This is a genomic window from Cryobacterium sp. TMT3-29-2 (assembly GCF_004564305.1).
Classification (GTDB): Bacteria; Actinomycetota; Actinomycetes; order Actinomycetales; family Microbacteriaceae; genus Cryobacterium; species Cryobacterium sinapicolor.
In genome coordinates this window covers 1-12,095 of the sequence record NZ_SOGK01000057.1, presented here as the reverse complement: position 1 = coordinate 12,095, position 12,095 = coordinate 1, and the positions used below count along the sequence as shown (strand labels likewise).

Annotated in this window: 13 protein-coding genes and 2 pseudogenes; 9 read left to right on the top strand and 6 right to left on the bottom strand. The window is 61.0% G+C overall.

The genetic code is table 11. The annotated features are described in order from the left end of the window. Positions 1 to 160: 160 nt before the first annotated feature. Positions 161 to 541, bottom strand: a pseudogene (locus E3O67_RS17400) (TetR/AcrR family transcriptional regulator C-terminal domain-containing protein); the annotation flags it as partial. Positions 542 to 556: 15 nt separating this feature from the next. Continuing rightward, entirely contained in the window at positions 557 to 844 is a 288-nt protein-coding gene (locus tag E3O67_RS17395) for a TetR family transcriptional regulator (protein WP_241979238.1), read from the bottom strand. A 69-nt stretch (positions 845 to 913) separates the two neighbouring features. Between E3O67_RS17395 and E3O67_RS07015 the strand changes: the two genes are divergently transcribed. The 4 genes from E3O67_RS07015 (at position 914) to E3O67_RS07000 (ending at position 4,710) form a co-directional block, all read left to right on the top strand. Beyond that, entirely contained in the window at positions 914 to 1,603 is a 690-nt protein-coding gene (locus tag E3O67_RS07015) for a DUF4386 domain-containing protein (RefSeq protein ID WP_135102323.1), read from the top strand. Positions 1,604 to 1,685: 82 nt separating this feature from the next. Then, the gene (locus E3O67_RS07010) at positions 1,686 to 2,405 is read left to right on the top strand and encodes an ABC transporter ATP-binding protein (protein ID WP_135102322.1); all 720 of its coding nucleotides are present in this window, start codon (positions 1,686 to 1,688) and stop codon (positions 2,403 to 2,405) included. Continuing rightward, positions 2,402 to 3,697: an ABC transporter permease gene (locus tag E3O67_RS07005; protein ID WP_135102321.1), complete on the top strand. Its 1,296-nt coding sequence runs from the start codon at positions 2,402 to 2,404 to the stop codon at positions 3,695 to 3,697. The genes E3O67_RS07010 and E3O67_RS07005 overlap by 4 nt, the downstream gene beginning before the upstream one ends. Before the next feature lie 32 nt (positions 3,698 to 3,729). Next, entirely contained in the window at positions 3,730 to 4,710 is a 981-nt protein-coding gene (locus E3O67_RS07000) for an NAD(P)-dependent alcohol dehydrogenase (protein ID WP_135102320.1), read from the top strand. A gap of 65 nt (positions 4,711 to 4,775) precedes the next feature. Here E3O67_RS07000 and E3O67_RS17790 read toward each other — a convergent pair whose 3' ends face one another. Continuing rightward, complete coding sequence (locus E3O67_RS17790; protein ID WP_370260313.1) at positions 4,776 to 4,985, bottom strand: hypothetical protein; 210 nt, start codon at positions 4,983 to 4,985, stop codon at positions 4,776 to 4,778. A gap of 149 nt (positions 4,986 to 5,134) precedes the next feature. Next, a complete protein-coding gene (locus E3O67_RS17785) occupies positions 5,135 to 5,560 on the bottom strand; it encodes a hypothetical protein (RefSeq protein ID WP_135102319.1) in 426 nt (141 codons plus the stop codon). A 144-nt stretch (positions 5,561 to 5,704) separates the two neighbouring features. Between E3O67_RS17785 and E3O67_RS06985 the strand changes: the two genes are divergently transcribed. Next, complete coding sequence (locus tag E3O67_RS06985) at positions 5,705 to 6,382, top strand: TetR/AcrR family transcriptional regulator C-terminal domain-containing protein (protein WP_134429594.1); 678 nt, start codon at positions 5,705 to 5,707, stop codon at positions 6,380 to 6,382. Here the strand turns inward: E3O67_RS06985 and E3O67_RS06980 are convergent, their stop codons facing one another. Then, positions 6,383 to 6,640, bottom strand: coding sequence for a hypothetical protein (locus tag E3O67_RS06980; protein WP_135102318.1), 258 nt, complete (start codon positions 6,638 to 6,640; stop codon positions 6,383 to 6,385). It abuts the gene before it with no gap. Between E3O67_RS06980 and E3O67_RS06975 the strand changes: the two genes are divergently transcribed. The 3 genes and pseudogenes from E3O67_RS06975 to E3O67_RS17200 all read left to right on the top strand — a co-directional run. Continuing rightward, on the top strand, positions 6,609 to 7,307 hold the full coding sequence (locus E3O67_RS06975; protein WP_370260309.1) for a glycosyltransferase: 699 nt from the start codon (positions 6,609 to 6,611) through the stop codon (positions 7,305 to 7,307). The genes E3O67_RS06980 and E3O67_RS06975 overlap by 32 nt on opposite strands. A 317-nt stretch (positions 7,308 to 7,624) precedes the next feature. Further along, the gene (locus E3O67_RS06970) at positions 7,625 to 8,653 is read left to right on the top strand and encodes an NAD(P)-dependent alcohol dehydrogenase (RefSeq protein WP_241979237.1); all 1,029 of its coding nucleotides are present in this window, start codon (positions 7,625 to 7,627) and stop codon (positions 8,651 to 8,653) included. Positions 8,654 to 8,946: 293 nt separating this feature from the next. Beyond that, positions 8,947 to 9,948, top strand: a pseudogene (locus E3O67_RS17200) (IS1380 family transposase); the annotation flags it as partial. Between the two features lie 321 nt (positions 9,949 to 10,269). Here E3O67_RS17200 and E3O67_RS17380 read toward each other — a convergent pair. Next, positions 10,270 to 10,932: a hypothetical protein gene (locus E3O67_RS17380; RefSeq protein WP_241982051.1), complete on the bottom strand. Its 663-nt coding sequence runs from the start codon at positions 10,930 to 10,932 to the stop codon at positions 10,270 to 10,272. A 531-nt stretch (positions 10,933 to 11,463) separates the two neighbouring features. On the opposite strand from E3O67_RS17380, the gene E3O67_RS06955 reads away from it, so the two are divergent. Next, positions 11,464 to 11,832: a hypothetical protein gene (locus tag E3O67_RS06955; protein ID WP_135102317.1), complete on the top strand. Its 369-nt coding sequence runs from the start codon at positions 11,464 to 11,466 to the stop codon at positions 11,830 to 11,832. Positions 11,833 to 12,095: the final 263 nt, after the last annotated feature.

Genomic DNA, 12,095 nt, shown 5'->3' with positions numbered 1-12,095 from the left:
TTGTGAGTTGCTTTAGTCGGTACTCACTGACCATCCCACGGTGGCTCTTTACGTTGACGAAGCAACACTCAAGAGCGGGAAACCACACCACTCACAGGGACGTGACCCTCGACCGCTTGCGGATCGAGTGTGAAGAGCAGGCCCGAGAGTTCTTCGATTGCTATTCTCGCTCCCGTGCGATTGCGTCAAGCATCAAATCGAGGCCGAACTCAAACTCGTTCGCATAGTGGTATCCGGGCTGCAGCACCTGATTCGCGGTCAGTTCCGCGAGATAGGGGTACTCGGCCGTGGGCAATTCGTCAAGCAGGATCTGCGCCATGATCGCCGTCTCTTCCTCCGTCTTGAACGGCAGGGACTTCTCCCTCATGGAAAAGCCGTACACGTAGCTGTCGATCGCCGAAATTGCGTGTGCGGTGAGCGCGAGTGACAATCCGCCGTTGCGCAGGGTGCCAAGTGCCATGTCCAGGCGCCGCAGAGTGGCGGGGCCAGGGGAAGTCCCCGAATCTTTCACGGATGTCGCCCAGGGATGACGCGACAACGCATCTCGGAACGAAACCTAGCGCCTGCGGATCGCGGTCCTCCAGTCGTCGCTGAGGCACGGTAGCTCGATACCGGCGAAGACAGTGTCCACCATTCCTGTGAGGAGGTCGTCCTTGTTCGCCACATGCGCGTAGATCGACATTGCTTCGACGCCAAGTTCCTCGCCCAGCCGCCTCATCGTGAGCGAGTCGAGGCCATCCCTGTCCGCGAGCTCAATGGCAGCCGTCAGTACCCGCTCGCGATTCAAGCGCTCCCTGGTGACACCATCCCGCTTCGTCGCTCTCGAAGCCTTAGACTCTTTCATATTGACGACCTTACTGTGTAAGGATAATATCCTTACTAGATAAGCTTACAGCATAAGGAAGAGGATACAATGAACGCCCTATTGAACAGCTCCAGTCACACGCCAGTCCGATCCGTGGACACCGCCAAGTCACAGCGGTCGGCCAGCCTGGTCGCCGGCCTCGCTCTGACGTTGATGGCCGTACTGTCCGGCTTCGGCGTCTTCGGCGCAATCCAGCCATCCATCACCCCCGGAAACGCGGAGGCGACGGCCGCGGCCATTCTCGGCTCTGAACTGATGTTCCGGCTCGGAATCGCCAGCCTGATTCTGGTCATCGTGCTCGACGTCATCGCGGCAAGCGCCCTACACACCCTGTTTGCGCCGGTGAACCAAAGCCTCTCGAGAATGGCCGCCTGGTTCCGGCTCGCCTACAGCGCCGTATTCCTCGTTGCGATCCTGCAGCTTCCCATCGCCGTGTCACTTCTGGCCGAACCCGTCGCAGCATTGCGGGCGATCGAGGCGTTCTACACGATCTGGAACATCGGACTCATTCTCTTCAGCTTCCACCTCCTGCTCATCGGCTACCTCGCGTTCCGGTCCGGCTTCATGGCGAAGGCCTTCGGCATTCTGCTCATCCTCGCCGGCATCGGTTACTCCGTCGACGGCTTCGGTCTCGTGATCATCCCCGACTTCACTGCCTTCCTCGGCCAATACCTCTTCGTCGGCGAGGTAGTGCTGATCTTCTGGCTGCTCATCAAGGGCCGCCGCCTCACCAACTAACAAATCAGGCGCTTCGGTCGGGACCATTCAGATTGCCGCCCGAAGCGCTTCACAACGCCATCTCATTCGAGGAGTAACAGCAATGAACAGCACAACGATTACGAGGCCGGTGCTCGCGGCCCGCGGCATCCGCAAGTCGTATGGCCGTGGCCCGGCACGCTTCGATGCCCTCGATGGTGTCTCGCTGGAGGTGTATGCGGGCCAGTCGATCGCGATCGTTGGCAAGAGCGGTTCCGGTAAGTCGACTCTCATGCATCTGCTGGCCCTGCTGGACAGCCCGGACGCAGGGGAAGTAATGGTCGGTGACACCGACGCGAAAGAGCTCAGCGTGAAGCAGGTGAACAGGATGCGCAATGAAGATTTCGGGTTCGTGTTCCAGCAGTTCTTCTTGAACCCCAACGCCACTGTGCTCGACAACGTCGTACTGCCGCTCACGATTGCCGGCGTTGCCGGTGGTGAGCGCAAGGCCCGCGGTATGGCGGCGCTGCAACAGCTCGAACTCGACGACAAGGCGAAAAACAAGGCTGTGAACCTCTCGGGGGGTCAGAAGCAGCGAGTCGTTATCGCCCGCGCCCTGGTCAACAACCCCAAGGTAATCTTCGCCGACGAACCAACCGGCAATCTCGACACGATGACCGGGGCGCTGGTGGAGGACATCCTCTTCTCGCTCAACAAAGACAAGGGGATCACGCTTGTGATCGTCACCCACGATCCAGAGCTTGCCGCGCGATGCGACCGGCAGATATTCATCCGTGACGGGCGCGAAGTCGGCTCCCTCGACAACGCAGGAGCAGCAGCGTGAAAACACTCGACATCATCGGAACAGCGGTGGATAACACTTTTCGCAGCAAACTTCGTACCACCCTCACGGTGGTCGCAATATTCATCGGCGCTTTCACTCTCACGCTGACCAGTGCCATCGGCACCGGTGTGTCAAACTACCTCGACATCCAACTCGCATCTGTCGGCACAACCGATGTGCTCTCGATTTCACAAACCGCCGAAGCTGCGCCAGACCTCGGCGATGGCCCCCTCAGATACGATCCGACTCGGGCGACAGCGGATGGTGTACCGAGTCCCGAAGCAGGATTCTCAACTGGCGTTCTCACCGAGAGTGACCTCGACGCGATTGGGAACACGCGGGGTATTCGCGACGTGAATGCGGTCGTCAGCTTGACCGCGAGTTACATCGAGTATGACGCCAAAGGCAAGTTCCAGGTGGCAATCAGTGAGAACGCCGAACTCACGAAGGCAGACTTAGCCGCGGGCGAACAACTGACACCCAGCGACAACAACCAGATTCTTCTGCCTGCCTCCTACCTCGAGACCCTCGGGCTCGGAGCCGCCGAAGCTGCGATCGGGAAGGTCGTGACCATCGGCATCGCTAACTACGACGGCGCAATGCACGAGGTTCATGCCACCGTCACCGGCGTGCAAAACCTAACGCTCCTCGGCGCGGGAGTGCGCCTCAACCAGGCACTGACAAATGAACTGTTCGCCGCGCAGACCGATGGCGAGCCGACAGCCTATGAACGGGGCTACTTCTTAGCATCCGCCCACTTCGATCCCACTTCCAACGACGATCAGGTGGCGGCCATCAAGGCCGATCTGGCCTCGCAGGGATACACCGCGCAGACATTGGCCGACCAGATCGGCGTTTTCCAGACCATCCTCACCGGCATCGTGGCTGTGCTCAACGGGTTCGGGCTCATCGCCCTGCTCGCGGCGGCGTTCGGCATCATCAACACCCTCCTCATGAGCGTGCAGGAGCGAACCCGCGAGATAGGCCTCATGAAAGCCATGGGAATGGGTGGTGGAAGGGTCTACGCGCTGTTTAGCGTCGAGGCGATCTTCATAGGGTTCCTCGGAAGCGCCCTCGGCGCCCTCGCTGCCATCGGAGCAGGCTCGATCATCAGCAACGTATTGGCGAATACGGTACTCGCCGACCTGCAGGGACTCCAGGTGCTGCAGTTCGCGCCGGGACAGGTGGCAGGCATCATCCTCCTGGTAATGGTCATCGCCTTCCTTGCCAGCACACTTCCAGCACGACGCGCAGCGCGCCAGAACCCCATTGACGCACTCCGGTACGAGTAGCACCCCAACCAACAAACCCAAGGATCGAAATCATGAAAGCAATCGTCTCCAGCAGCTACGGCCCACCCGAATCACTGCAAGTCAAAGTCGTGCCGAAGCCCGTCCCCGGCGCCAATGAAGTGCGTGTACGAAACAGTGCCTCAGTGGTGACGGCGGCGATGTGCGAGGCGAGGGCGGGCTCACCGATGGCTCGCTTGTACTTCGGCCTGCGCAAACCGAAATGGCCCATCCTTGGCACCAACTTCTCCGGTGAGGTTCAAGCGGTGGGCAGCTCCGTAACCAACTTCCGAGTCGGTGACCTTGTCGCCGGCGTCAGCGTGACGAACTTCGGTGCGTACGCGGAGTACATTGTCGTGCCGGAAGACGGGGTAATCGCGGCGAAGCCGAGCAACCTTAGTGATGAGGAGGCCGTCGCCGTTTTCGATGGATCGATCACAGCGTTGCCATTCCTTCGTGATGCGGCCAACCTCCGCCCTGGCCAGTCCGTTCTAATCAACGGTGCTTCCGGCGCGGTGGGCACGGCCGCGATCCAGCTCGCCAAGCACTATGGCGCCATAGTCACTGCCGTATGCAGCTCAGCGAACCGAACGCTAGTTGCGTCGCTAGGAGCCGAACATGTTATCGACTATGTGACACAGGACTTCACCGACAACCCCGACACTTACGACGTCATCTTCGACGCGGTAGCGAGGAGCTCTTTCATGCGGAGCCGTCGGGCCTTGAAACAAGGCGGCATCTACCTGACGACTGGGCCCTCGCTTGCCATCCTTCTGCAGATGCTGTGGACATCGAAAATGGGTCGGAAGAAAGCAGCCGTTGTGTTCACAGGGTTAGCCAAACCTGCTCAAATAGTGAAGAACCTCGTCTTCATAGGCGAACTCGCCGAGGCGGGAAGATTCCTTCCTGTGATCGGCAGCACCCATGCCATGGGAGATGCCGCTCATGCCCACCGCCAAGTAGAAACAGGCCACAAGCGCGGAAGCGCCGTCCTCACAATCGCTGCCGAGCAGTGACAGCGGGTCTGGCCAGGAGGCCGGCTACCACCGCATCCATGGGAGTTCCATGCCGCGTGAGGGATCTATCTCGGTGAAGCCGGTCTGCTCATACAAGCGCCAGCCGGGCGGGTCAGCGATATGAGTGATGTAGGGATTGTCCGGGGCTCGGTCACGAATCTGCGCCACCAGAGTGTCAATGACCTTCGCCCGAGCCCCCGGCCTTGAAACTCGGGCAACGTCGCCATGTCTGCAATATGGAAATACCACCCGCCATCTCCGATGATTCGGCCCATGGCCACGGCAAGACCCGTTTCCCTGTCGCGAACATGGCAGAAGAACCAGCTGCCGGTCAGGGCCGTTTCTCCCTGCTCAGCACTCTTCTGCGACAAGCCGACACCTTTGCGTAATCCAAGATATTCGTCGAGCGCGGGAGGCCCCGCAATCAATTCGAAATCGTCCGGTGAGTACATGCGGCACAGTCTTTCGGTTGCTGAATGGAGCGAGGGGGAGGGGTCCGGTTGAGCCGTGTTCGAACGGCGATGCCAGCACAAAAGATGACGGCAATGCCGCCAATGATGGTCTGCCAGGTCAGCTGTTCCCGGAGGATCAGAGCGGCCCAGAGGATGCTGATCGTCGGTGACGTGAGCATTATGGAATCGATGACCCCAAGCGCGACAACGATCCCGTCGTACTTCCAGAGATCCCGACCCTCGGTGGTGGTGAGCGCGGTCGCGGCGGTCAAGTCCTCGTGGGCACCAGACCCAAGAACGAGAATACGATGGGCGTTCTTGCCGGGCGCGTGTCCCCGGGGGGCGTCGGTTGGGTGCAGGGATCCGCCCAACCAGAGCCGAGGAATGGCGGTTCGCACCGTGATCTTCTTCGTTCATCGTCCTTTGTTACCGGCCTACCAATTTACGTTGTCCATCTATTTGGCTTACAGCGTACATAACAATAGTATGCATGCAATGCGTACGTAGTAAGGTTCGCTAACAGGCACAGTCAGGAGAGTTGAATGGCATCACTGCGCAAGACAGCGTCGGAGCCCAGGGTTCGACTGAACCGAGAACGGGTAATCGGAGCCGCGATCGCACTCGCTGATTCCGGCGGGCTCGATGCCCTCACCATGCGGCGGCTCGGCGACGACCTGAGCGTCGAGGCGATGTCGGTCTACAACCATGTCGCGAACAAGGAAGACCTCATCAACGGAATGGCGGATACTGTGTTCTGCGAGATCGAGTTGCCGTCGCACAGCGATGACTGGAGGACGGCGATCCGCAAGCGCTCAATCTCGTTTCGCGACGTGCTCGTTCGGCATCCGTGGGCGACGACCGTGCGGGACTCCGGCACGAATCCGGGTGCGGCCACCCTCCGGCATCACGATCGGGTAATCGGCACGTTCCGTAACGGCGGGTTCTCCGTCGCTGCCGCGGCGCACGCGTTCTCCGCGGTCGACAGTTACATATACGGGTTCGCTATGCAGGAGAAGAGCCTCCCGTTCACCACGCCGGAGGAGACCGCCGCGATGGCGGAGATCCTTCTGGCGCAGCTTCCGACGAGCGACTACCCGTATCTCGCCGAGCTGACAGCCGACCATGTACTCAAGCCGGGCTACCGTTACTCCGATGAGTTCTTGGTCGGGCTTGACCTCATTCTTGATGGCCTCGAGTCGATGCGCGCCGGGCCCAGTTAATCAGCGCTGCCGGCGCGCGATGAGGGTCCGGCGGGCGCGGTGGAGGTGAGGCATGATGCCGTAGATCGCTATCGGGACCGCGATGGTGACGAGTATGAACGTGCGGAGCGCGATCGGAACACCGTCGAAGACTGTGGCGAGCAGGAGATTCAACGCGGTGAGCGTCGGGAACACGGCCAGCCAGATCATCAGGGCAAGTTGGTGCTTCGTGGGCGGCCGGATCGGGATGCTGCGGGCATCGGTGGTTGGCGTGGACATTTCTCCCGCCCGCTGCGGGACGATTCTTCATCGGAAACGGAACAGACACCAACCGATTCTGGCCCGACACAGAAATCGAGCAGGCGACCACGCGACGGGAGCTCGGATTCCAACAACCGTGCCCGTCGTCGTTTTCGCGGCCAGGTTCGACGTGATGAAAGACCACGGCCTGTTCCTGCGCTCCGTGGCCCTGCATCCCCTGGATCGCCCCGACGCGCACTATCTCGTGTGCGGGGCTGGGATGACGCTGGAGAATGACGCGTTCCGCGCCTTGGCCCACGAATCGGGCATCAGCAGCTCCACCAACCTGCATGCTCTCGGCATCCGTGATGACATGCCCGCGGTCTATCAAATTGCCGACATCGCGGTGCTGACAAGTGCTTTCGGCGAGGCGTCGCCGTTGTGTTTGCTCGAAGTTGCCGCGTCAGGTGCCACGCCCGTCACCACTGACGTCGGCGACGCTGCGCTGACGGTGCAAGACATTGGATGCGTCACGACGCACGCTCCCGCCGACATCGTCGCGGCCTGGGACGACGTTCTCACTCGACCAACAGAGCTACGCAGCCACGCTCTCGCTGCCCGCACTGGGTTCGGAGGTGACCGCATGATTGCCGAGTACGCCGCCGTCGCACTCGGCCTGCTCGGTGGCAATAGGGCTGTTGCCTGACAGGCACTCTCCGCCACCGGATGTTCGATTCCGCGAGGGTTCCCATGGCGGCAGCTGTCTCCTCCTTGCTCGCCACATGGGTATAGATCGACACTTCTTCGACCCGCGGCTCCACGCCCAGCAGGCACACGCTCGAAATTCAAGCGCGCTCGAGCCACACCATTCCGTCGCGTAACTCTTTAAGATTTCGACTCATCCATATTGACAACCTTACGTTGTATTCATAATCTCCTTACTGCATAAGTTTTGTGTCTTAGATAATGGATTAAGCCCATGCGTGTCAGCTCGCACATGCACGCGAGCAAAGGAGAGCAACGATGAATACACCACCGGCAGATGCACATACCGCAGCCCCCCAATCCGACACGATGATGGCAATCGTTCAAGATGGATATGGCGTGCCCAGCAAGGTTTTGCGCCTTGAACGAATCCCTCGACCCTCGATTGGGAAGAACGACGTGCTGGTGCGCGTTCGTGCAGCAAGTGTGGACCCAGGCATTGCTCACATGGTCACCGGACTTCCGTACCCGGTACGCCTTGCGAGAAAATCGCTTCGCGCTCCCAAAGGCAGCGTGCCCGGATTCGGACTCGCAGGCCAGGTGGTCAGCGTTGGCGCGAGCGTCACTGACATCGTGGAAGGAGACAATGTGTTCGGCATCGGCGCCGGCTCATTCGCGGAGTATTGTGTGTGCAGTGATGACAAGATCGCACTGATGCCCGACAATTTCGACTTCAATCACGCAGCAGCCATTCCAGTCTCGGGGCTCGCAGCGTTGCAGGGACTGCGTGATCACGGGAAAGTGCAGGCTGGGTACAAGGTGCTTGTCGTGGGTGCGTCGGGTGGCGTTGGCACTTTCGCCGTGCAGATCGCGAAGGCCCTGGGCGCCGACGTAACCGGCGTCTGTAGTGCCGCCAAAGCCGACATGGTCCGCTCAATCGGAGCCGATCATGTCATCGACTACAAAAACGAGAACTTCGCCGATGGAGCGACCCGGTATGACGTTATCCTCGACACCGGAGGAAACAGCAGTCTAGGTGAACTACGACGTGCACTTTCTAGCCACGGGACTCTCGTCATCGTTGGCGGAGAAGCGAAGGGCCGTTGGCTCGGCGGCACCGATCGCGTACTCCGCGCACTCATGCTCAACCCGTTCGTCACGCAGACCCTCCGAGCATTCATCTCGACCGAGGATGCCCGAAACTTGCGTGCACTGGCAAAGTTCGCCTCCGCGGGCCAGCTCGTGCCAGTGATGGATCAGAGCTATAGCCTCGCGAATGCGGTCTCAGGCATGCGCCGCCTGGAGGAAGGCCAGGCGAAAGGCAAGATCGTCGTCACGATACCTTGACTTCAGGGATGCAAACTTGATTTCGACCCCGCGAATCAAAAGGTCAGGCGGTCCGAGAGCCTCGGCCGTATAACATCCCGCGGTGGGGTCGCGCCGACCTACGCCTTCGTTTTTGGAGCGATCGGCTCGGGCGTCGACTCGCGGTATGTGTAGGCCGACCGGTCGCTCCTTAGCCACGATCCACCGGTGAGGCTGGGGAGTTGACGGCGCGTTAAACAGAGGATGCCTTCCAGATCAGGAAAAATAGAACTTACTTAGGGTTCATTTCGACTGACAAGAAAGGCATCTCGTAGATGCAAGTTTTCCATAGATCCAAGGTCTTGTCAGCGTCCTTCGATGACACCAATCTCGTGTCGGCCGCCGGGCTCGTCCCCGAGATGATGCTGGCCGCCTCGACTGGCTTGGGCGAGCTGGCCATCCGGTGGTTGACGTTGCCGGGATACTTCGGGGCGAACGCCGGGTTGAAAGTCACCGCGTTGGTCGCGGGGATGCTCGCCGGCGCCGACTCCATCGATGACATGGCCTTGCTCCGCCACGGGGGTATGAAGAAACTCTTCGTGGGCACTTACGCCCCCTCAACACTGGGCTCGTTCCTGCGGGAGTTCACGTTCGGCCACGTCCGCCAGCTCGACGCAGTCGCCTGGCGGTGGCTAGTCAACGTCGCCCAGATCGCGCCGATCGTGGCTGGGATCGATGACTACGCCCTGGTCGATATGGACGACACCATCAAAGAAGTCAACGGCTACCATTAGCAAGGCGCTGGTTACGGGTACTCCGGAGTGCGTGGGTTGAACGCGTTGATCGGGATCGTCTCGACGACGTTTGCCGCTCCGGTCATCATCGGCGCCCGGCTCCGGAAAGGCGCCGCGGGGTCCCCGCGCAGGGCGGGAATGTTCGTGGCCGATGTCCTGGCGACCGTGACACGGTTGCGCTCGGCGACCGCGTCCGGGCTGGTCCTGTTACGCGCCGACAGTGCCTTCTATGGCCACGCCGTGGTCTCCGCCGCGCACCGGGCCGGCGCGAAAGTCTCCATCACCGCCCGCATGGATCCGGCCGTGAAACGCGCCATCGCCACGATCCCTGATGATGCTTGAACGAAGATTGATTAGACCGACGCGATCCGGGACGAGGCCACCGGCACCTGGATTTCCTCCGCCGACGTCGCCGAGATCGCATTCACCGCATTCAGCTCGAGGATGATCAGCGAACGCATCGAGGGACGCCTGGTGGTCCGGCGGATCCCGGAACTGAACCCGTTCGCCGGCGCCGGACAACCCACCCTCTTCGATACACACCTGGGCCGGGTATCGAACACACGCTCCGTCCGTGAATGGGCGGACGGTTCGCGTGCACCTGGCGCGGACGTCGTCCAGCGGCTACGTACCTCTTATTACGTGGCTGGCATTCTGATTGAACGGGAGAGCGCGAAGGTGGTCCAGGCGTGGTTCCAGGGCATGAACCCTGAGTTGGGTGATCAGTCGCCCGCTACGCTGCTGCGTACTGAGCCGCTCGACGCAGTCGGCCCGAAAGTCATCGCTGCCGCCCGGTCCTTTGCCGCCCACGGAAAGCCGGCGGGTCGCCGTCTTGCGGACGCGTTGTGAGGCTCGCTGGGTGGCTTAGTCCGTGGGCTTGTAACTGAGATGGCGGCGTAGGCCGGGGATGGCGAAGTCGACTTTGCCGTATCCGGCCGACTCAATGAGGCCGGCGGCCAGGAGCCGTGTCCGGTAGTTGGCGACAAGGTTTGTCTTGGCACCCATCCGTTGCCCGATGTCGCCGGTAGACGATGGCCCCGTGTCTGTGGCCATGGCGTGCAAGAAGTCAATGTCTTTGGGTGAGGTGGTGGAGAGAGCAGCCTCGATCACGGTGCGTGCGTTGCGTCGGTGTGCGGCATCAATGGCCCGGCCGACAGCGTCTTCATCGAGGGTGCCCTCGTTTTTTTCGGCTTCCCACCAGAGGAAGTAGCCGACCAGCTGGATGAGGAATGGGTATCCTCCAGTGGCTTCGGAGGCTTGCCGGACGAGGGCTGGTGAGAGGTTGAATGCCGCTGCCGCGAACGTGTCGGTGAATGACGCCTCCACGTCCCTGACCGTGGCGGCATGCAGATCGATCTTGTCGGCGCGGCGGAGGAACGTCACCACGCCTTCGTTGAGTAGGTCCGACACTGCAGCCGGTAGACCAGCGAAGACCAGCCCGATGGGGAGGCGGTCCTGGATCAGGTGCTGGACACTGGCTGCCAGCTGAGCCAGTTCAGCACGGTCAGCGGCGTGGATTTCGTCCACGGTGATGACCAGGCCGGTGCCACGGCTCTGGAGGAGCCGGAGGACTTCTTCGGCGAGGTTGCGCCAGGCGACCTGGCGTTCGGGCGGGAGCGNCGCCAGGCGACCTGGCGTTCGGGCGGGAGCGCGGTCGTGAGGCTGAAGCCGGCAGCGGAGACACCGATGATCTTGCGTCCTTGCGGCCCGTTGCCGAGTTCTTCGGCCAGTTGGCGCATGGATTCACCGATCCTGCCCATGAAGCCACCGGTGGCCGTCTCGGAGATCACGGCCCAGCCGTTCTCTCGGGCCAGGTCGTGGGCAGCACCGAGCATGACGGTCTTACCGATGCCACGGGCACCGGTGAAAATGGTGAGGAGCCCCGGCGCCCCGGATCCCAGGCGTAGGCCGTAGGCGAACTCGTCGAGAAGGCCGGCACGGCCGATGATCTCGGGTGGTGTCGCTCCGGCTGAAGGCCGGAATGGGTTCTCCATGGTGGATCCCTTGTGAGTGTGTGTGAGTCTTGTGAGTCTTGTTGTATCTGTGAGTCTTGTGAGCTTGAGCACCACCATACCTGCCCGCACCGGCATTCCTGCCACCAGGCAATCGATCCCGCGTGTACGTGGACCTTGTGCTGGCGGGATCACCCTGGGTTGGCGCGTGATGCAGGGCCGGGACGAAACTCGGCAGACTCTAAAGAACCAATGGATTGGATGGAACGCATTGAGTTCACGGAGCGACGCATGGCACGGGAAAACACCCGCTGACGTCGAGGCGTTCATCCTCGAAACGGTTGACATGCTCCACAAACTCGACGACACCAGCCTGCACGAGCTGACACCACTTTTCCATGAGCACGGGGACGAGCAAGTAGCGCATTCCCTCCGAGAACTGCTCAAAATGCTCGGCCACGACCCCGACGCGTAACTCAGCTAGGGCACCGAGTAGGGGTCGAGGAGACAGTACGGGTGGCAGGGGCGTTGCCGATATCGAACGAAAAAGCCCCGGTTGCATCGCCTGGGAAAAGACGAGTATGAGAACCGGGGCTAATCGTCGGAGTGGGGGGACTCCGATGCGTAACGGGTCAAGTCCAAATGCGTGGTGTAACGCGTTTGCCGCGTGATTCTTGGATTTCTAGGCGCTGAGGGCGCCGAGTTCGGTTGTTTGTTCCTCCTTGTCGGTCGGGACGA